General features: G+C 59.0%; 11 protein-coding genes. 4 read left to right on the top strand and 7 right to left on the bottom strand.

Features of this window, described 5'->3' with window-relative positions:
- Nucleotides 1-82 precede the first annotated feature (82 nt).
- Nucleotides 83-3,448, bottom strand: coding sequence for a TonB-dependent receptor (locus tag GRAN_RS17920; RefSeq protein WP_128914426.1), 3,366 nt, complete (start codon nt 3,446-3,448; stop codon nt 83-85).
- A gap of 336 nt (nt 3,449-3,784) precedes the next feature.
- Between GRAN_RS17920 and GRAN_RS17925 the strand changes: the two genes are divergently transcribed.
- On the top strand, nt 3,785-5,236 hold the full coding sequence (locus tag GRAN_RS17925) for a sensor histidine kinase (RefSeq protein WP_128914427.1): 1,452 nt from the start codon (nt 3,785-3,787) through the stop codon (nt 5,234-5,236).
- Between the two features lie 3 nt (nt 5,237-5,239).
- Nucleotides 5,240-5,953, top strand: coding sequence for a response regulator transcription factor (locus GRAN_RS17930; RefSeq protein ID WP_128914428.1), 714 nt, complete (start codon nt 5,240-5,242; stop codon nt 5,951-5,953).
- A gap of 376 nt (nt 5,954-6,329) precedes the next feature.
- On the opposite strand, the gene GRAN_RS17935 is transcribed toward GRAN_RS17930, so the two are convergent.
- Nucleotides 6,330-7,244, bottom strand: a complete 915-nt coding sequence (locus GRAN_RS17935; protein ID WP_161571030.1) for a substrate-binding domain-containing protein — start codon at nt 7,242-7,244, stop codon at nt 6,330-6,332.
- A gap of 237 nt (nt 7,245-7,481) precedes the next feature.
- Here GRAN_RS17935 and GRAN_RS17940 point away from each other — a divergent pair, with 237 nt between their 5' ends.
- Nucleotides 7,482-9,962 carry a TonB-dependent receptor gene (locus tag GRAN_RS17940; protein WP_241654920.1) on the top strand — a complete coding sequence of 827 codons (2,481 nt, stop codon included), beginning with the start codon at nt 7,482-7,484 and terminating at the stop codon, nt 9,960-9,962.
- A 201-nt stretch (nt 9,963-10,163) separates the two neighbouring features.
- On the opposite strand, the gene GRAN_RS17945 is transcribed toward GRAN_RS17940, so the two are convergent.
- The 5 genes from GRAN_RS17945 to GRAN_RS17960 all read right to left on the bottom strand — a co-directional run bounded on the left by GRAN_RS17945 (nt 10,164) and on the right by GRAN_RS17960 (nt 18,444).
- Complete coding sequence (locus tag GRAN_RS17945) at nt 10,164-12,113, bottom strand: CocE/NonD family hydrolase (protein WP_128914431.1); 1,950 nt, start codon at nt 12,111-12,113, stop codon at nt 10,164-10,166.
- Nucleotides 12,114-12,290: 177 nt separating this feature from the next.
- The gene (locus tag GRAN_RS17950; RefSeq protein WP_128914432.1) at nt 12,291-12,668 is read right to left on the bottom strand and encodes an HU family DNA-binding protein; all 378 of its coding nucleotides are present in this window, start codon (nt 12,666-12,668) and stop codon (nt 12,291-12,293) included.
- 569 nt (nt 12,669-13,237) lie between these two features.
- Nucleotides 13,238-16,603 (bottom strand): carboxypeptidase-like regulatory domain-containing protein, encoded by a 3,366-nt coding sequence (locus tag GRAN_RS17955; RefSeq protein ID WP_128914433.1) that lies wholly within the window; start codon nt 16,601-16,603, stop codon nt 13,238-13,240.
- 355 nt (nt 16,604-16,958) lie between these two features.
- A complete protein-coding gene (locus GRAN_RS26760) occupies nt 16,959-17,084 on the bottom strand; it encodes a hypothetical protein (RefSeq protein WP_277751232.1) in 126 nt (41 codons plus the stop codon).
- 88 nt (nt 17,085-17,172) lie between these two features.
- Nucleotides 17,173-18,444, bottom strand: coding sequence for a hypothetical protein (locus GRAN_RS17960; RefSeq protein ID WP_128914434.1), 1,272 nt, complete (start codon nt 18,442-18,444; stop codon nt 17,173-17,175).
- A gap of 137 nt (nt 18,445-18,581) precedes the next feature.
- Here GRAN_RS17960 and GRAN_RS17965 point away from each other — a divergent pair, with 137 nt between their 5' ends.
- The gene (locus GRAN_RS17965) at nt 18,582-20,900 is read left to right on the top strand and encodes a beta-glucosidase family protein (protein WP_241654921.1); all 2,319 of its coding nucleotides are present in this window, start codon (nt 18,582-18,584) and stop codon (nt 20,898-20,900) included.
- The last annotated feature ends 69 nt before the right edge of the window (nt 20,901-20,969 follow it).

The following is a 20,969-nucleotide window of genomic DNA, read 5'->3' on the forward strand; positions in this document are numbered from 1 at the left end:
TACCCTTCGATACAGTCATTTGGCAGCCTTAAGCAAAAAAGGGCGACCGTGTTCCCGGTCGCCCTTTCGGTTGGGACAGCGACTAGAAATCGAAGCGAAGAGCGAACTGTCCGGTACGATTGCCCGCATTCTCCGCCGTGGTCGCCGCTTGAAGAACGCCGAAGCCTGCGTTGTCAATCTGGGTTGCGGGTGGAGCGAAGTTAGTGTGGTTGAGGACGTTGGTAAAGGTACTCTCGAAGCGTATCTTCGTGCCCTCGGTGACGCGAAAAGATTTTGCGACGCCGAGTGAGACGGTCTTGGTTCCGGGGCCCTCGAGGATGCCTACGCCTGCGTTGCCGAAGCGTCCCGCGTTGGTTGGGGTTGGGGCGAAGGCTGCAAGGTTGAAGTACTGGGCGCGGCTGCGTCCGGCGGCAAAGTCATTGGAGACGAGATCGGGGCGCAGGAAGGCTCCGCGGTTCTGGACGTTGGTGTTGGATTGATCAGCCGACGGGCTGATGCTCGGGGTTAGCCATGGGCCTGAGGAGAGGAGAGTGATGGTGTTGAGGTCCCAGCCGCCAAGGATGCGATCGGTGATGCCGCCTCCATTGAGGAACTTGCGGCCCGCGCCGAAGGGAAGCTGCACAATGCCGGTAAGCAGGAAGCGGTTACGGCGTGTGCCTTCCAAGTTGCCGTAGGCTCCCGGGATGTTGAAGCGATCGGCGATTGGAATGCCGTAGTTGACCTCTCCGGCAAAGCCGCTGGGAACATCACCTTGGTTATCCGCCTGGTTTTTGGCGAGGGTGTAGTTGGCGTCGAAGTAGACGCCGTGAGCCATGTGATGCGAAGCTTCGATCTCAAGAGCCTTGTAGTTGGCCTTCCCGCCGTTGACGGTGGTGTAGAGCTCATTCCAGTTCTGATAGGGGGCGCGGCTGTCGACGTAGACCCCTTGGGTGCCCGCCGCAGCGGAGTTATAGGGAGTGGTGCTGGCGTGGATCTGGTTGAGGTCCTCGGTGATGTTAAGACGGTAGGAGTGCATGCCGACGAAGCTGACGCGAAGGGTGTCGGCGTTGGTGAGTTCACGTTCGATAGTGAGGTTGTACTGGTTGGATTGGGGGTCGCGGAAGTTTGGATTCACAGCCTGATCGAGATTGCCGCCGCCATATGTGACTCCGGTGGTGGCAGGCTTGGTGTTGGGAAACTGGATGAGGGGTTGGCCGGACGTGTTGGTGTAGGTGTGAAGGTTCGAGGTCGGGTTACCGCTGTTGTTGAACGATAGCGGTCCGAGGTTGGTCATGGTGTAGACGCCGAAGCCACCGCGAACGACAGTTTTGGTGTCGTTGAAGGGACGATAGGCGAGGGAGATACGCGGCTGGAAATCGCCTTTATACACTTCGCGAAGACCCTGCGGAAGGCCTGCCTGCGAAGCTGTCTTGTAATTCGTGCAGGGAAGGCTGGTGTAGCCGAGATTGCAGGCGTTGAAGGATTGCTGGAACGCGAGGTTCGAGGCTTGCAGGTTCTGCTTCGGAAGGTTCGAGGCGAGGGCGTCGGGAACAATAATCGAGTTGGTTGCAGGGTCGAAGTTGGCAAGGTCTCCGATGTCTTCTTTGAAGGCCGGAAGAAGCTGGTAGCGAAGGCCATAGCTGACCGTCAGGCGGCTGGTGAGCTGCCACTCATCCTGCGCGAAGAAGCTTGACTGGGTCGTGCGACCGCTGACGTCCGGGCTGGAGACCGCGAAGAAGATTGTGGTGGGTGTGCCTTCCAGAAAGTCTCCGAAGGCGTTCCCAGTGAAGGTTGGCTGGAAGGTGAAGGAGCCGAAATCGTCGGACGGGAGGAAGAGTTCGGTGTCCTGGTAGCGGAGCCGACGGATGTCTACACCACCCTTGAACGTGTGCTTGCCGGCTGTGAACGTTAGGTTGTCCGAGAACTGCAGTGTGTGAGAGGCGGTGACGCCGGTCTTGTCGCGGCCGATTGGCTCGAAGTTCGTCCCCGAGTTGAAATTGAAAGTAGGGAACGCGTTGGTAAGAGGATGCTGGCTAAGATCGACACCCAGGAGGCCGAGTTGCGTGATAGCAGCCGCACCCTGGATCGGAAAGTTGACGGCCGTGCTGACGTTGGTGATGCCGAAGCGGAACTCGTTGAGGAGACGCGGCGTGAGGGTATACGTATGCGAGACGAGAAGGCTGCGGTTGTGGATAGAGTCAGAGTCGTTGGGAAGGAAAGGGTTCGGGTAGTCTGCCGTGATGTTCTTGCGGCTTACGCGGGCGTAGATGGATTGCTTTGAGTTGATCGTCTGATCGAGGCGCGCGTCGGCTCCGTCGGTACGAGCAGGAGTGGACTGGAAGTTCTCGTAGTTATAACCCGCGTTCCCTGCGACGTTCGGCAGGGGGTAGTACTGCAACAAGGCCGCCGCGGTGGCATTGATGCTGGATGCCGGGATCACTGGGCCGCCAAGAGCGCTGAGGTCGCCGCCACGCTCTGCTGCCGTGGGGACGAGGAACTGCTGAGCGACGGAGAGCGTGCGACGATTGCCTTCGTAGTCGGCGAAGAAGAACGTGCGGTTCTGCCCGTTGTAGAGGTGCGGGATGCTAACAGGACCGGAGAGCGAGCCACCGAAGGTGTTGAAGTTCTTTGCAGCCTTGCCATTGAAACCGTAAGGGCTGGCATCAAGGGCGGAGTTCTGAAAGTATTCGAAGAGACTGCCGTGGTAGCGATTTCCACCGCTCTTGGTGGTGAAGGTGACGTCGCCTACCTGGGAGAACTCGGCCGAGTTGTTGAAAGCCGTGACCTTGACGCCCGCAATGCCTTCCTGCGAGGGATAGGCGTCCTGCAGTGCGCCATTCTGGCGGACGTTTGCGGTGGAGATGCCATCCACGGAAAAGTTGACCATGGACGAGCTTGCGCCGCCCAGCGCTATGTTTCCCTGGCTATCCTGCTGGACGTTGGCGGAGAGGCTCAGAGCGCCGAGAGGGCTGGTGGTGACGGCGCGATTGTTGAGAGGAAGCTGGGTGATGAGGGTGTTATCTTTCGAATCACCGATCGTGCCGTTCTCGGTGTTGATCTGATCGGCCGAGGAGGTCACCTCCACAGTGGTTTGCTCTGCAGCTACGTTCAGTGTGACTGCGAGACGAAGGTCTTGGCGTGCCTCGAGCGCGATGCCGGTCAGGTTTGTCAGCGAGAAGCCTTCATGCGACGCCCGGAGGGTATAGTGACCAGGCTTGAGGTTCTCGAGAACGAAGGACCCGGAGTCGTCTGTGGTGGTCGTGCGGTCGGCGTTCTCTTCGACGCTGTGAAGGGTAATAATCGTGGCCGGGACGATGGCCCCGGTGGTGTCAGTGGAGGCACCGCGAATGCTGCCGAAGGTAGACTGCGCGCGGGCTGCCAGGCTGAGCGTGAATCCTAGGGTGAGGACGAGCGATAGCTTCAGGATGCGATTCGGTAGATCGCTATAGGTTTGCTTGGTGCGGTTCATCGGACTTAGCCTCGTGGGCGGCACCTGCTTCTCGTGCCGCTACGCTTAGTGGAAAACGCAATGCGTAAGGGAGGCATCGGGCGGGAGACTTTATTTTCCTTATGCCGTCCTCATGAGTTATCGGCGGGTAAAACGAAGAGGCGCTCCCTTGCCGGAGCGCCTCTTCGCGTGTCGTGATCTGTTGTGTGACTTCGGCTGATACTTTTTATTGGGCCGGGCTGTGGTGTCTCTTGCGGACCACTCCTTGCTTCCGCTCGATTGCCCTTTGTAAATCGTAGTCGGAGAGGCATAAGGAAGACATAAGGACGGAATGAATCTGCGTACTATGGAAGAGCGATGAGAGCTTTGCAGGTTGGTGTTCGCACGATCGATTCGAAGCGAGTGTTGTTCCGCTTGCTGCGAGGGGTGCTTTGTTTCGTGCTTGGCGGCGGAGTTGCCGGGATCTCTTTTATTCTGCATTTGAACCTGTCGACGGCTGGATCGCTGGAGCTTCTGCTGATCTTGCTGATCGCTTTGCGATGGGGATTTGGCGCTGCAACCGTTGCATCGCTGAGTGCCGTGGCGGGGCTGAATTATCTCTTCACGCCTCCCTTGTTCGAGTTCACCGTCGCGGATCCGGAGAACTGGATTTCGCTGGCTACGTTTGAAGGCACAGCTTTGCTGGTGAGCGGCCTGTCCGCGAAGGTTCGGCTGCATGCGGAACAGGTTGAACTGCAGAGGGCACGGGCGGAGAAGCTATATGCCCTGAGCCGCGCTGTCCTTTTAATCGACAGCCGTAAGCCGATTGGGGAGCAACTCGTCTCGCTGATTCGTGAGTTGATCGGGGCTAAGGCGGTGGAGCTATGGATCGCTGACGACACTCCCTCGTTGCCGTGGGATGCCGAAGCCGGTTCGGCGCGCGCCACCTTCGAGAGTGGCCTGGATGACGATGAGGAAACTGTCTCGCGAAGGGTACTGCGACTTGGGATGACTCCCGTTGGGGCGATGGTACTTCGCGAATGGGAGATGGATGCCTCACTCGCGGATGCGGTGGCATCGCTTGCTGCGGTCGCGCTGGAAAGAGCGCGGGCTCTGCGGAAAGAGAATAGGGCCGAGGCGGAACGCAATACGGAGCAGCTACGGACGGGAGTGCTGGATGGTCTTGCACATGGATTCAAGACGCCGTTAACGGCTATTCAGACGGCCAGTTCTGGTCTGCTTGCGATCGGTGGCTTGAACGAGACCCAGACGGAGCTTGTCTCGATTGTGGACGAAGAGGCCACCAAACTGGCAAGGATGACGACCCGTCTGCTGCAGACAGCTTCGCTCGACGCGCGCGAGGTACGATTGACCCGGTCGTCGGTGATGATCGCTGACCTGGTGATGGATGTCATCGGACAGCTTGATGAGGCGGCGCAACGGAGAGTGGCAGTGTCGATCGACCCGGGAGTTTCGCCGATGCAGGTTGATTCGCAGATGATCGGTCTTGCAATTCTGCAGTTGGTTGATAACGCGGCGAAATACGGCGAAGTGGGAAGCAGAATCACGATCGGGATTCTGCAGAGCGACAGTGAGATAAAGGTAGAGGTAACGAATCTGGGGACGCCGATCCGGCGGGAGGAGCGGGAGAGAATCTTCGAGCGGTTTTATCGTGGTGTGGATGCCGTACATGGTCCGACAGGAACGGGGATCGGTTTGTCTGTGGTAAAGAAAGCGGTCGAGGCACATGGGGGCAGCGTTGGGGTGGAGTGTGAGGGGGGCGCAACCAAGTTTGTGCTAACACTGCCGCGGCATGTGGGGAGGGGGTAAGGCATGGAGAGTGGACAGGGAACCGTATTGCTGGTGGAAGATGACCTCTCAATCCGGCGCGGGTTGAAGACAACGCTTACTGCGCTGGGGTTCGATATCGGCGAGGCATCAACCGGAGAAGAGGCGTTGACGCGTCTGCGTATGGTGGATTATGACGCGGTGTTGATGGACTTGAATATGCCGGGTATGGGAGGCGTCGAGGCATGCCGGAGGGTGCGGAAGGAATTTCCGCATCTATCGATTCTTGTGGTCACCGTGAGGGACAACGAAGAGGACAAGATCGGGGCACTCGACGCTGGCGCTGACGATTACGTGACGAAGCCGTTCCAGGTACGGGAACTGGCAGCGCGGATACGGGCAGCGGTGCGAAGAAGGAGGACGCCGGCGAGCGTGTCGGCAGAGCCTACACTTTCGGTGGGGATCTTCGAGCTAAGCGCGGAGCGGCGGATGCTGAAGAAGCGGGGTCAGGAAATCAAGCTAACTCCGACCGAGTTCGATCTGCTGGCTTACCTGATGATGCATGCGGGGCACCCGATCCTTCACTCGAAACTCTTGAGTACGGTCTGGGGAGCCGAGTACGGTGATGAGCGGGAGTATTTAAGGACGTTCATTTTGCAGCTTCGCAGGAAACTGGAAGACGATCCGTCGAACCCTGCTTATCTGAAGACGGTGAACTACCTTGGATATCTCTTCTTTGACCCTAGCGAAGATGCCTGATTTGAGACCGCCCTTTCGGCGATCAAAACGGCCAAGATCAGCAGAGCAGAGAGATCATGATGACGATGGTAAAAGGAAAGGCTTGTTTCACCCGAGCGGCTTCTCGTTCTTGCCTTCCCGTTCGAGAATGGAAAGGTCAACGTCTGATAACGAATCTTACGTATAGCCGAGGTGCGCGGCTCGATAGAAGAGAGTTCCCAACCCGTAACTTATGGTTTCATTGGCATCTCTGTCGAAGTGCCTTCTTGGTCCTAACACGCAAACGAGTTCATCGAGGCTGCCCCATGGAGACGGCTATGTATATGTCGTTCACCTGACTGAAGCTTCCCGATGGCGGCGTCGATCTGGACAGGACCCTACTCGAATGCAGTGAGTCCTATGCTGGTCTATTGAGCGGCGCGGGGCTGTCGGGCAAACCGAAACCGTTCCTCTCAAAGAGGGTTGCGGCCTGCTTCCCTCGCAACCAGTTCAGGAACCGCAATGCACCTTGAGCATTTTCGGATGGCGTCAGGGCCGCTGCGTAGAAGACAAGGGACTCGGGATAGAAGGTTTTCTTCTCGAACGCCAACGAAAGATCGGGATGGTTTTCGTGGATACGAGGGCCGCTTAGATTCACGTCTGCGGGAAGCGTCAAAAACGGAATATTGCTGAGTCGTGTCGCTATCTTGTAGCTGCCTGCCGCATCGATCGTCCCATTCTCCAGGCCTGTTCGGACGCTTGTCCCGGGCCGCACCTGTGAGGGGTTCAAGGGGGCGCCAAGCACCTTCTCCAGGAGATCCGGCTGACCATACTTTTTTGCCGCGAGCATCATCGTGAAGAGAATGCAGCGGCCGCTTGGGTCGTCGTTGGGATTGCTTCGGGCGAAGTTGAGGCCCGGCTCCTGTAGGACCTCCCACCAGTTGCGCTTGCCCTCGGCAGCGGCGGCGAACGCAGGAGCGAACCGGCTCTTTGCGCTGTAAAGGATGACCATCTCGGTTCGTGCGATAGGGTAAGCGGTCTGTGCCCTTCCTGACTGCATCACCGTCCGCATCGGCTCCGCGGTAATGGGAATGAAGATGTCCGCGGACAGAATTCCATCGACAATGCTTCGCGCGATCGCATCGGCTCCGCCGGAGTGGGTATGCAGGTCAAGCCGAAGATCAGTCGTCGCCGCGTCTTTCAGCGGGCCGTCAAGCATGGCGCGGATCGATCCCGCCGACGCGACCTCGAGCCCAGGCAGGCTTTGTGCAAACAGGCCTTCGTGACGAGGCAAAGCCAGCGCGGTTGCGGCGAGGGTGCCGTTGCGTACCATCTGTCTTCTACTGAAGTATTTCGGGCTCACTCGTTGCGTGTCATTCCATGGCATCGGTGTCTCCAGAAGGCCCCCGTCACATTATTTCGGATGTTGAATCAATACGGATCGATTCGTGCATCTAATCGTTGCGTCCATTGTCTTCTTATGTGCCACCTCGTGTCGCTTAACACTTTTTCAGCGGCCCCTAGCCAGCGGATGACGTTCAACGTCCCGTCTGCCACTCGGAGTTTGATCTTGCGTATCCCTCATCGCCTCCCCAGCCGGTTTGCCCTTTTGAGCCTGCCCTGTGCCCTCCTGTTCCCTGCTCCCGTCCACGCTCAAACGGCCTCCGTAACCGGCACTGTCCACGACCCTTCTCAGCTCGCATTGCCGGGTGCCCAGATCAACCTTGATGGGGCCGACGTCCACCTCAGCACGGTCAGCGACAACACCGGACACTACGCTTTTCCGTCTCCCGGCTCAGGGAGCTACACCATCACGGCGCAGAAGCCCGGCTTTAACCCCGTTAGCCTCACCTTTGTGGTCCCTGCAGGCACAAGCCTCACCGAGGACCTCAACTTCACCACGCTGAACTCTTCGTCCAGTGTCACCGTGCATGCCGCCGCCTCTGGAACCTCCGCCGCGGGATACTACGTTGGCACCGTCGACCGCGGGGTACTCGGGGACTCGCCAATCCTCGATCAGCCATACACCATCACCGTGCTCCCGTCCGACCAGATCGCGAATACCCAGGTCAAGAACCTGCGTGACGCGCTCAAGTACCTTCCGCTCGTGCAATTTACCGAGCAGCAGGGCCCGGAGATCATCCGCCCGGCCACGCGCGGCATGCAGGGCTCCATCGCGCAGAACACCCGTATGGATGGCCTGGCGATGGCCATCACCGGCGGCAACCCGATGGAGCAGTATCAGGAGCTGCAGGTGGAGAACGGCCTCGGCGCACCGGTCTATGGCCCCGCGAACCCATCGGGAATGTTCGACTTCGTGCTCAAGCGCCCTACCGAAGCCCGCACCACGAGCCTCTACCTCGAGCAGGATAGCAGCACAGTCGGGACCGCGTGGCTCGATAGCGGCGGCCGTGGCGGCCCGCACAAGATGTTTGGCTATCGGACCAACCTGCTCTATGGTGACGGCACACAGTTCGTCCAGGCAAGCCGCCTGCGCCGCCGCCTCGCTATGTTCGCAGGCGATGTCCGCTTCACCGACCGCACCACGCTCGACGCGCACTACAGCGTCTACGACATCGTGCAGCGCGGCTACCCCGGCTGGTTCACCTACGGCCAGAACACGCCGGCTGGCGGAACCACGCAGAATCCTGCGCCCGACTTCATTCTGCCCAGCGCACCCGACCCAACAGTTCGCGGCTTTGGACAGGCCTACGCCGGCGTGAACCTCACGACACAGAGCACAAGCGTTCGCTTCCTCCACGACTTTTCTCCCAACTGGCATGCCATGGCGGGTGGCCTCGGCCAACGTCTCGATCGCTTCATCGACACCCCCGTCAATGTGCTAACCAACAACGCGGGAGCTTACCGGCAGTCGCTCGCTACCGGCTTCGCTCCGCGCTTCCGCGTTGAGAGCGATCTCGGCTACATCACCGGCACGGTGAACAAGTGGGGACTCCGCCAGAATGTCGTCCTTGGGAGCGAAGGCTATCGCTTCAACCAGTACGCCTACACCGCGCCCCCTGCCGCCAACGTCCTGATTGGGAATGCCAGCATCAGCGATCCTCTCGTCTTACCGGCCCCCAGCGTCGGCCTGCCGAAGAACGTGAACATCTATCAATCAGCGGTCGTTGAACAGCAGGGCTTCAACCTCGGCGACATGATCTACTTTCCCAAGTACTTCGCGGTACGCGTTGCGGCAAGTCAGGACTTCATCGGCGTCGATAACAACACGCTGAACACAACCACTCTCGCTCAAACGCGGAGCTCCGGGTCCAACAAGAATGGGGTTAGCCCTTCCGCCAGCGTGATGTTCAAACCGGTGAGCTGGATGACCGCCTACGGCACCTTCGCCAGCAGCCTTCAGCAGGGCGACATTGCGCCTGGCTCAGCCAATGTCGTTAACGCCAACCAGTCCCTCGATCCCTACCGCAGCAAGGAGTGGGAGATCGGCTACAAGACGGACGCTCGCCCCCTGGCAATCACAGCGGACCTCTTCCGCATCTCACGTCCGTTCGCGAACACCGTCTCGTATAACGGCAGCACCACGGAGAACATCTTCAAGATCGTCGGCAATCAGGTGAACTACGGGGCCGAACTCCAGGCCCAGGGAACGCTGTTTCGTCGGCTTCTGATCGATGCCGGCTTCACCGCGCTCAACGCCAGGTTGAACGACACCCAGATCGCGGCGACGAATGGAAAGCGCTTCGTCGGCATTCCGGGATACCGCACGGGAACATACTCTGAGTACCGCGTCCCCGGCGTCTCGCGCCTGAGCGTGACGGGGGCATGGGAGTTCATTGGCCAGCGTCCGCAGGACGACGAGAACCTGCACCGAACGCCGGGAAGCAGCGAGTTCGACCTCGGCTTCCGCTACTCGAGGCCGCTCTTCGAGAAGCTCGCCACCCTCCGCTTCAACTGCCAGAACATCACCGACACTCACTACTACTCGACCATCGCCGCGGGCGACATCACCGGAACCAACGCCAGCAGCAATACTGCGCACCTTGGTCTGCCACGAACGATCTCGACATCACTGCAGTTTTCCTTTTGAGATACACGGAATTTCTGAGCTCGTCCATAGGGACGAGCTCAGTGGCTCCAGAACATTTAGCACTTGCTCCGCTGCGCGTACCCGTGAAGCCGAACCAAACGGGGCGAGCATATCTCGTAGCACCTTCGCGGAACGACACCAAAGGCCTGTTCCGAATCGCGCATTGGAAGGCGTTCCAGGCCATCTTCACCGCCCAATCCTTTACTCGGTGATTGGAACGACCGGGAGGCTGATATAGCTGGCAGTTTCACCGCTGTGCCATATGCGTTGTGTGGCTTTCTGGTAATCCGCAGGTTTGGCATCGAAGATATTAGGAACGAATCTCTGGGGATTACGGTCATAGAGCGGGAACAGGGTCGACTGGATCTGGACCATCAAGCGATGACCTGGTTGTATGGTGTGATTGATCATCGGAAGCCCGAAAGTGAAGGGCAAAGGCTCATCCGGGGTCAAAGCGGCGGGCTTCTCGAAGCTGGTGCGATAACGGCCACGGAAAATGTCGGTTGACAAAGGAAGCTCATAGCCATTCATGTCGACGGGCGGTGTCCCACGATCGGGAAAGACGTCGATGATCTTGACGACCCAGTCTGAGTCAGTTCCAGAGGTAGAGGCGAACAGATGGGCGACGGGTTCACCTGAGAGCTTCATGGGTTCTTTGAGGGGTTCCGATTCGTACGTGAGAACATCAGGACGACCCTCCACGAAGCGCTGATCGGTGACAAGCCAGCTGCCCCAGGCAGCGTTGTCATCGGCGGCAACGGGCCGGGGGCGATATGGGACAGGTTTGGCAGGATCCGAAATATATTCGTCAAACTTGTTGGAACTTGCGTTTGGAGCTGCAGAGGCTGGGGCATCGAAGGAGAGTTTCCCCGACGCAGTCAGGTAGAGGCGCTTCGACGCCGTTGGGCAGCCCTTCTCGCAACTAGCAGGCCATGCTTTCGGCGTCTCCCAGTGGTCTTCCCCGGTGTTGTAAATCCAGGCGTGGGGAGTGTCTGCTTTCGGCGAACCGGGTTTCAGGTACTGGTTGAAAAACGGCAATAGGACGTCACGCCGCCATTGCGCGGTGGTATCCGTCGCCCACGTCATGGGACCCAGGGTGCGGCCCTCGCGGTTGACCTGGCTGTGTCGCCATGGTCCCATCACCAGGTGGTTAAGGTGATCCTTGTCTTTTGGCTCCAAAGCCCGAAAGGAGTGAATGGCGCCCCACATATCCTCCTGATCCCAAAGTCCCTGCTCCCACATGGTGGGGACCGTCGTGGGAACCTGGGCGATGAGCTTATCAAGCGCCTGGCTCTGCCAGAAACCATCGTAGGCAGGATGCTGCTCGACGGTGCGCCAATAGGGAAGTTGGTCTTCTCCAAGAGAGCGGGCGAAGTCTCCGGCTGAACCAGCTTCAAGGAAGTTGGTGTAGTCATCCCGGTGTGCGCGGGTCACCTTGACGCCGGCTCCGCGCATGGTGGTCTGCCCAACAAAGTAGTCAAGGTTATTTTCGCGAAAGGCACCGTAGTGGAACCAGTCATCACCCATCCAGCCATCGACCATTGGGCTTTCCGGTGCGGCTACTTTGAGAGCAGGGTGTGGATGCAGAAGGGCCATGACAACGGTGAAGCCTTCGTAAGATGACCCGATCATGCCCACGCGGCCATTCGACTCGGGAACGTTCTTGATGAGCCAATCGATGGTGTCATAGGCGTCGGTAGTGTCGTCCGCGCCGGACGGGTTGAAGCCGGAATTCACGGGTGGCGGCGTCATCAGGTAAACGCCCTCGGAACCATACTTGCCGCGAACATCCTGGTAGACACGGATGTACCCGGATTCGACGAAGCCTTCGTCGCTCAACGGCAGCGCCTCAATCATGCGCGGCGACTCGGAACGTGCGGCCCGCCCTGCGGCGTTGTAGCAGGTCCGGGTGAGGACGATAGGTGCGGACTTCGCGCCCTTTGGGACGACTATCACGGTGTAGAGCTTTGTGCCGTCCCGCATCGGGATCATGACGACACGTTTGTCGTAGTCCCGTTCGACCACAGGAGCCTTGAAGTTGGTAGCGAGATCGTCAGCCGGGAACTTTTCCGCACTTCCCTGCCCATAGGCGGAAACGGCGAGCGTGGCAAGCCCCAATGACATGATGACAGCGGCGTGATGAAGTCTCATATGCCTCTTCTTCGTTAGCAGAAATGTTCCAAATGTCCACCCGTAAGACGCTCAAGCTTGAAACAGGATTCAGCGTCCGCGCCTCTACCGCACCCTGCTACGAGGGTGCGGTCAGAAGCAATGGTTCCCCGGTTACTCTCCGAGGAATCATCTCTTTCTTTGAAACCGCCACATGGATTACTTTACCGGAGCGATCGCGTCCTTGGCAGCCTTGGCAACGCGGAACTTTACTGTTGTCTTTGCCTTGATCTTGATCGATTCCCCGGTCTGCGGATTGCGACCGATGCGGGCGGCACGCTGAGCCTTCACCAGCTTACCCAGGCCAGGAATGGTAAATTCGCCACCCTTCTTGGTCTCCTGAATAGCGGTGGATGCGAGAAGATCGAACAACGCCACTGACTGTTTTGTCGTCAATTCCATCTTCTCAGAAACAACCCGAACTAACTCTGATTTGGTCATCTTCTTAATTGCAGCCGTCTTCTTCGCTGGCACTGCCGTCGCTTTTGCGGTTACTGGTGCGACGGTCTTCTTTGCTGCTGCTTTCTTCGTTGCCATGAACCCTCGATGTCAAGCTGGTTAGTGGTTTAGGAGCGTTTTGCAGGCGTCTCCTTCACGGGAGTTCTCTTCGCTGCACCCGGAGTATCTCTTACAGCAGGTGACGCATAAGCCACGGAATGCCGGACTCACGTTTCTGCTTTGTTAACCTGCTGAGCGATTGCATCGCCCTTTGCGCAAGCTTCTTCACCCTAGAACGCGTGATCGCTGCAACGCTTCGAGCATCGCACAATTGTACGGCTCACCGTTCCCTGCTGAAAAGCTTGAGCACCACGGGCTAAAGCCCTCATAAGGCAGCACCATGCACGCAGAGCCCGCCACGCGAAATTCTGGAAGCCGTACTTCGATCGCACCTGGGAACATTTCTGCTCGCATGCGCAGAACCCCGAGGACGTTTACCAAACTTCCAGCGGAGGTCACACACGATCTTCAACGTTGCCAGGATGCCTGCCTGCTCTTACACCGAACAAACACTGCCCGAGCTCCAGTCAGAACAGTGCCCAAAAGCAAAGCGGAGGAGCTCGTGATTCGCTCCTCCGCTTGTTTATGGAAAGACGTCCTCGACGCTGCTAAAACGCGAAGCGTGCGCTCAACTGCATATTACGGCTTTGATTTGAAGTGCTTGTGATCTGACCGCCGCCGTTCGTTGTGTCGGTATTGGGCAAGCCGAACGTCGGGTGGTTCAGGATGTTGTTCACATCGGCACGGATCGAGAGGCCGATGATCTCGTTGTAGTGGAAAGTCTTGCCAAGAGAAGCGTTGAAGCTCTCGTAGCCCGGACCATAGAGGCTGTTGCGACCCACAGTACCGTAGGTGTTAGCGGCTGGCGTTGCATATGCAGCCGTGTTGAAGTATTCCTGCAGCGTGCGATGCTGCGGCATCGGGTTGCCAACGAGATTAGGCCGTAGACGAAAGTTCGACCCGCTGCTCAGAGAGTTGCTGTTGTCCAGCCCGCTGTTGATCGTCGGCGTAAACGGATTGCCATCCTGAAGCTGGAAGGTAGCCGAAACACGCCATCCGCCGATCGCCGCATCGACATAGCGATTGTTGTTGAGGAACTGCGCTCCCTTTCCGACAGGAAGGTTGTAAATAACGCTGCCCTTCCAAGCGTTCCGGATGTCGAAGTTCGACGGGCCGTAGTTTGCGCCGAAGTTGTACGGATCCTGGTACTGGAGCGTTCCAGCGCGGCTGCCCCAGCCAGATGAGTCAGCTTCATCCAGGAACTTGGACCAGACGTAGTTCGTGTCGAAGCTCAAGCCGTGCGAGAGACGCTTCGTCACCGAGAGTTGGAGCGAGTTGTAGTTTGAGATTGCGCCTGTCTGGTATCCGGTCAGGGCCTGGTACTGCGGGAACGGCCGTGCTGCCTGTCCCTTGCCGAGGTTCGCCGCTGTAAGCTGGTTGATTCCGGACGGGAAGACAAGGTTGTAACCGTGGCTGCCGACATAGGCGAGTTGAACGGCAAGATCAGTGCCGAACTGCTTCTCAACGCCCAAGTTGTATTGAATGATGCGAGCCACGGGAGTGTTGTAGGGAACATAGTTGAAGCTTTGTCCGTTCTTGCTCCCCGGATCCGTGCTCTGCAGAGCGTAGGGCAAATTCGTGCCCGTTCCAGACAGAGTCGTCACATATGCTAGCCCGTTGGTGCTGTCTGAAGCATTTCCGCTCGACAGGATGGCCTGGCCTTCCCCCTGACCATACTGGTCGAGGCTCCAGTTGTACGAGTAGAGTCCAATGCCGCCACGAAACACGACGTCCGAATGCGGGGTGTAGGCGAAGCCGACGCGCGGAAGGACGATGTTGTACTTGTTCTCCTGCAGCGCCGTACGTCCGTTTGTCTTGTTTGCGGCGAACCAGACGGCGCCAAGGGTGTTTGTGACAGGGTTGACAATGTTCGGATCGAACGTAGCCTGATCCTTCTTGGCGTCGTTCCAACCAAGCTGGACCTGATAGCGCAGGCCGAGATTCAGGGTCAGGTTCGGACGAATCTTGAAGTCGTCCTGCACAAAGACCTGAGGCGTCTTCTGACGACCGGCAAACTCAGGCTGGACCTGCGCACTCCAGTCGTGCGCCGTGCCGAGCAGGAAGTCCGCGTAGTCGACTCCCGAATTCTTGTCGGCAAGACTGCCCTTCGTGTAATCGCCCGTAAAGCCGAAGGTTCCCGGGTTCAGATTGCCCCATGCAGTCGAGTTATCTTCGTTGATCAGGAACTCGCCGCCGAAGTGGAGGATGTGACGCCCGCGAATCAGGGTCACGACGTCAGACGGGTCGAAGACGTGCTCCTTGTAGATGGCGTTGATCCCAGGCCCGAGGTCTTGAAATCCGCCGCTGAAGTTGATCTGCGGAAATCCGTCCGCCTTCGCGTACTGGAAGCCGATCTTCGCGGGGAAACCTTGGCCGAAGCTCTGCCCTACATAAAAATTGAGTTGGTTGGTATACCCGAAACGGAGCTCGTTGATGAAGTTGCCGTTGAAGCTGTGGACCTCGGTGACCTGAGCGGTCGTGCTGTCCACGTCGCCGGCGTAGCAGTTGATCGGGCAGAAGTTCTGGCCGATGAAGAACGCCGGGTTATCACGCTTCTGCACGGTAGTGGTGAGGCGATCCTTGCTGCTCAAATTGAAGTCGAGCCGGCCGAAGTACTTCTTGAACGGATTCGACTGCGTCCCCTGGTAGAAATAGTTGTTGCTGGTGAATCCCGGGGTGTACGTACCATTCACAAAGGATGGAGCCTGCACGGTACCGGTACGGTTCGGGGCCGGGAAGTACCCCTGAATTGCCTTCGCCACGGAATCGAACCGCGACTGCGGGATGATGTTTCCGGCGAATGGCGAACGTCCAAAACTCGTTCCGGTCCCATTCACTTGCGTGTTGGGGTCGTAGATGCAACCAGGGCTGCTCGCACCACCGGGGGTCGTTGCGGCGCACGTCACACCGGGAACAAGCTGCGCCGAAAAATCTCCGCTCCGCTCAGCCAGCGTGGGAACGGAAACCAATCCGTTGACAGCCGAGTTGTTGTTGATCTGGTCGTAATTGAAGTAAAAGAAAATCTTGTCCTTGAGAACCGGCCCGCCGATCGACCCACCGAAGTTATTGAAGCGGACGCGATTCTTGTTGATCGGGCTGCTGGAAAAGTTATAAGGCCTCGCGTTATACGCGTCGTTCTGGTTGTATTCGTAAGCCGAACCATGGAACCCGTTAGTCCCGCCCTTGCTGATCTGGTTGAAGAGAATACCGCCAACGCCATACTGCGCCGAGAAGGCAGAGGAGCTTACCTTGACTTCTTGAACCACTTCAAAGACGTAGGTGTCGGCGTTCGCGGAGCTTGGCAGCGTCGATTCCGCGCCGTCGGAGAGGATGGAGCTGTAGGGAAGGTTTCCGTTCACGGAGACCGACTGGCCAGGGGTGTTGCCAAGCGGCGCGGACGGCGTTGCTGCGGCTCCGGCGATCAGCGTCGTAAAGTTCTCCCAGGTAGGGCCGGTTCCGCTGCCGCCGGTGTTCGGAAGCTGTTCCAACGACTTGAAACTTAAGGTTGCGGACTGTTCGCCGCTGTCGGTCTGGATGAGCGGCACGTCTGTGTTCACGGTCACCTGTTCCGTGACGGAGCCGGTCTTCATGGTGCCGTCAATCGTAACCGTCGCCACATCGAGGTTCAGGCCTGAACGAGTGAACGAGGCGAACCCGTTCTTGGTGAACGTAACGCTGTAATTACCGGTAACGATCGGGCCAGTGTCGAACAGGCCGTCGCTGTTGGTAGTGAGTATCTTCGACACCCCCGTGCCCGTATTCAGTACGGTGACGGTTACGTCTGGCACTAAAGCTCCGGTCGGATCTGTCGCGGTGCCCCGGATATCGCCGGAATTCGCTGCCTGCCCGCGTGCGTTCGAAGTCGAAAAAAGGCATGCGGTTGCAAGAAGCAAAGCTGTGATTCTGTGTCCCATGGGACCTCCAAAAAGTTGCATATCGCGCATCGGCTAGGTCTTGACGCCACGTAGCCGCGCAGTTCCGAGACACACGATTGTCTCGCCAAGACACACGATTGTCTTGAAGGGCTGCGAGCCGTATCTAAACTCATCCGATAGATGGATGTCAACCTGGACAAAAAGTGGATCTCGCGTCAGCTTGGTCTGGGGGGCGACACGCCAGATTGCAAGGCATCGCTAGAAGACAATCGATTGTTTCGAAAGAATGCTCAAAGGTCTTAGCACTGTGGCCGAGACCGGGACCGCAACTCTTGAAAGGAAAGCCCTTAGCGAACGAGCCTGCCGGATCCAGCTCGCTCCCGAGCCCCTGCATTCACCATTCTGCTTCGATCTCAAGATCAACGTCTCTCGCGAGCAACGCCATGCCGGCGGCTAACTCGTGCTGGCTTATGAACGGAAACTCATCCGGGATTGTCTTGAGGGGAACGCGGATGTCCATGCGCGGCATTCATGGGTCGCAGGCTCAGCATCAACATCCGTCGATCGACCACGGCACTCTGCGCTTTCGGAGGGCGAGAGTTCGGGCTCTACCAGTACTCGCGCGCCAGAATAACCGGCGGGCCGAAGCGATCATCGATGATCTGGGTCCGGAAGACAATCTCGAGGTTGCGGCCAGCCCATCCTTTCGGTGCATTCGCCATAATCGAACGCGCCAGTGCCGGATCGGTCAGCAGTTGAATGCCCGCCGTCGTGCCATTCTGCCCTAGTCCGGCGACGATCAGCACCGGCTTGGCGGTCATGGTGTCCATCTCACGGGCCACCACGCCGTAGTCCTGCTGCAACGATGCAAATGGCTGTGCCAGGTCAATCGACCAGGCCGGATCGGCCTGCTTGCGATTACTCGTGATGGCGTAGGTCATACTCTCACCCCGGCGGGTGACCGAGTACGGCAGTGGCTCAAGGAAACGCATCGTCCATGGATTGTCGACTGCCCCGAGCAGGATCGCGGGACCGTGCTGCAGGTCCTCGAAGCTTGTCTCGGACGACAGAAGTGTGGTGTACGGCCGATTCCAACTGCCCAGCGTTCCTGCCAGCTTCCCGAGAGCCACGCTGTCGTTGAAGTCCACCAGCCTGTTGTCGCGGATGTGCACAAACACACTGGTATTGGCCGTCTCGCGCGCCGCCGGAAGCAGGGCTGACTTCGAGACATCGGCAAGCACCAGGGCAATCGGATTGGGACTGGTGCGGATTGGTGCCCAGACGTCGGCCGCGTTTGCCGCCCCCAAAGCGGGGCGATGCCACACGAAAACCGCCAGGGTCACCAGGAGCAATACGCCAACCAGCAAGCCCCCGCCCAGGTACCCGGCATTCCTCGTCCGTGGTGCTGGCGAGAGCGCAGGCTCAGCGACGTGATGATCCTCAGCCGCCGCCTTTTGTGCTGCGGCGGAACTGACGGCAGGAGTTTCATTCCCAGGCAGGCCGGACGGCCAGGAAAATGCCGGGACGTAGGATCCCGGATGCAACTCGATGTGCACCTCGTCGGCATGTTCGGGCTGTTTGTAGTACTGCGTCAGCCGCTTGCGCACTTCGGCTGCGGTCAGACGCACGGTCGGATCGAGGCTGGTATCGTAGCTCGGCTGTCGTCCGAATACCTCCATGCCGATCGTCCGTTCCTTCAACTCTCCGTCGGCACCCCGCAAGGTCTCCTCGACCACGTAGCGAAGAAAGGCTGGGTAGCGCCGGCTTTGCCGGAACAGTGGACTCGTCAGCAGCGCGGTCATCTGCTCCATCACCTGTTCCCGCTCTGCTTCATTGAACGGAGAAGACGAATGCTTGGCGGCTTCATCGATCGACGGCACTCGTTTCAACCTCACTGATAAGAGTAACAAATCGCTTGATACATTTGGCTAACTTATTTAGTTTCAATGCGCCGCGCCTTTGATTCCGGAACAGTACCGGTTACGGCCTTCCCAAACGACTCCAACAAAGAAGCAGCATGATCGTGTTCTGCCGAACTCCGCGCCGCACACTCACGGCTGCTCTTCTGGTGGACAGGAATGAGGTTGTACCGATGGTGATGATGTGGAATGTACTTGGCCGCGTGGGAGCGGTCGTTCTGGGACTGTCCCTGCCCTCAATGGTTCTGGCGCAGGCCGCAGTGCCGCGCCCCTGGGACGACAAAACACTCAGTCCCCAGCAGCGCGCCGAACTGGTCGTCAAGGAGATGACGCTGGACGAGAAGATCGCCCTCATTCACGGCTATGGCATGCCGATGGAGGTGACTGGCCCGAGCGAGAGCAGTGGCGGCGCCGGTGGCAATGCAGGAGTGCCTCGCCTCGGCATTCCGCGCATCGAAATGGCGGACGCTGCCTATGGCGTCACCCGCAGCGCATCCAACGGACGCTACTCCACGGCCTTGCCGAGCGTTCTGGGAGCGGCGGCGAGCTGGGACCCACAGTCGGCCTATACCTACGGCAAACTGATCGGCACTGAACTGCGTCTGCAGGGCTACAACATGACCCTCGGTGGTGGCGTCAACCTGACCCGTGAGCCCCGCGACGGACGAACGTTCGAGTACGCTGGCGAGGATCCATTGCTGGCCGGCACCATGGATGGCCACCTGATGCGCGGCGAGCAGGACCAGCACGTGCTCGGCGACATCAAGCACTACGCCATGAACGATCAGGAAGACGGCCGATTCGCCGTCAACTCCATCATCGACAAGCGCTCGATGCGTGAAAGCGATCTGTTGGCCTTCCAGATTGCGCTCGAGATTGCCAAACCAGCCGCCGTGATGTGCTCCTACAACCGCGTCAACGGCGATTACTCCTGCGAAAACGACTACCTGCTGCGCGACGTCTTGAAGCGCGACTTCCAATTCCAGGGCTTCGTCGTCTCGGACTGGGGCGGCACACACAGCACTGTCAAAGCTTCGCATGCCGGTCTCGACATGGAACAGCCAGAGGACTTCTTCTACGGCGCCGCGATGAAGGCGGCAGTCGAATCCGGGAAGGTATCGGCGGCCGAGCTGAATGACCACGTACTTCGCATCCTGCGCGCCGAGTTTGCCTCCGGCGTCGTCGACGATCCCCCACAAAAGGGAGTCGTCGATGTCGATGCGGGGAACCACATCGCGCAGGCGCTCGCCGAAAAGAGCATCGTGCTGCTCAAGAACAAGAGCAACATTCTGCCGCTCGACGCCACTAGGCCCATGACGATCGCAGTGATCGGCGGACATGCCGATCAGGGTCTGATCACCGGCGGCGGATCGGCGCAGGTCGACCCTCCGGGCGGTTCGCCGGTCCCGCCTCCCCCTCCGGGCAACGGCATCTTCGATGCCTTCATTCGCCCGGCGTTCTCGCGTGACGCCCCGTTGGCCGCGATTCGAGCCGAGTTCCCCAACGCCAGGGTGGTCTTCGACTCCGGAAGCGACCCCGCAACAGCCGCGGAGATCGCCCGCAAGGCCGACGTCGCCATCGTCTTCGGCTACCAATGGTCAGCCGAATCGGTGGACCTGAAGACGCTCGACCTCGGCCCGGACCAGGATGCCCTGATCAGCGCGGTAGGTGCGGCGCAGCCGAAGACGATCGCCGTGGTGGAATCGGGCGGACCGATCGTAATGCCCTGGCACGATAAGGTAGCCACGATCGTGGAGGCGTGGTTCCCCGGCATTCGCGGGTCCGAGGCCCTGGCTCGCGTGCTCTCAGGCGCGGTCAACCCGACGGCCAAGCTTCCGGTCACCTTCCCCATGACCGAGGCCGATCTCGCGCACCCTAGCCATAACGATGCGCCGGTCGCCTCCCAGCCGCGCATGGAAAAAGGCATGGATCTGCACGCAATCATGAAGCAGATGGGAGACGGCTATCCTGCCTTCCCGGAGAACTACAGCGAGGGCCTGAAGGTCGGCTACAAGTGGTTCGACGCGGAAGGCAAGACGCCTCTTTTCCCTTTTGGCTTCGGCCTTTCATATACCACGTACGCGTACTCCGATCTGACGGTGGAACCAGCCTCCGAAGGCTTGACCGTGCACTTTACTGTGCGCAATACCGGCTCCCGTCCGGGAGACGAGATTGCCGAAGTCTACGCCGCGCTGCCCTCGGCTGCCGGCGAACCGCCCCATCGCCTGGTGGGTTGGTCGAAGCTGGCTCTTTCCCCCGGCGAGAGCAAAGAGGCCACGATCACTGTCGACCGGCGCATGCTGTCGGTCTTCAGCGAGAAGCGTGACGACTGGGAGGTCGTTCCTGGTGCTTACCGAATCTTGGCTGGCAGCAACTCGCGCGACCTGGGCCTTGAGAAGACTGTCTCGCTGAAGTAATTCCGTGTGTACAGGCGGCGATTCGTCGCCTGTACACGCCTTTGCATGACCGGCTCCGAGCCGGCCTAA

The organism is Granulicella sibirica, from assembly GCF_004115155.1.
Lineage (GTDB): Bacteria > Acidobacteriota > Terriglobia > Terriglobales > Acidobacteriaceae > Edaphobacter > Edaphobacter sibiricus.

Coding starts and splice junctions, on each gene's coding strand:
- GRAN_RS17920 (WP_128914426.1), bottom strand. CDS start 3,448: ATGAACCGCACCAAGCAAACCTATAGCGATCTACCGAATCGCATCCTG.
- GRAN_RS17935 (WP_161571030.1), bottom strand. CDS start 7,244: ATGGTACGCAACGGCACCCTCGCCGCAACCGCGCTGGCTTTGCCTCGT.
- GRAN_RS17925 (WP_128914427.1), top strand. CDS start 3,785: ATGAGAGCTTTGCAGGTTGGTGTTCGCACGATCGATTCGAAGCGAGTG.
- GRAN_RS17965 (WP_241654921.1), top strand. CDS start 18,582: ATGATCGTGTTCTGCCGAACTCCGCGCCGCACACTCACGGCTGCTCTT.
- GRAN_RS17945 (WP_128914431.1), bottom strand. CDS start 12,113: ATGAGACTTCATCACGCCGCTGTCATCATGTCATTGGGGCTTGCCACG.
- GRAN_RS17955 (WP_128914433.1), bottom strand. CDS start 16,603: ATGGGACACAGAATCACAGCTTTGCTTCTTGCAACCGCATGCCTTTTT.
- GRAN_RS17930 (WP_128914428.1), top strand. CDS start 5,240: ATGGAGAGTGGACAGGGAACCGTATTGCTGGTGGAAGATGACCTCTCA.
- GRAN_RS17950 (WP_128914432.1), bottom strand. CDS start 12,668: ATGGCAACGAAGAAAGCAGCAGCAAAGAAGACCGTCGCACCAGTAACC.
- GRAN_RS26760 (WP_277751232.1), bottom strand. CDS start 17,084: ATGGACATCCGCGTTCCCCTCAAGACAATCCCGGATGAGTTTCCGTTC.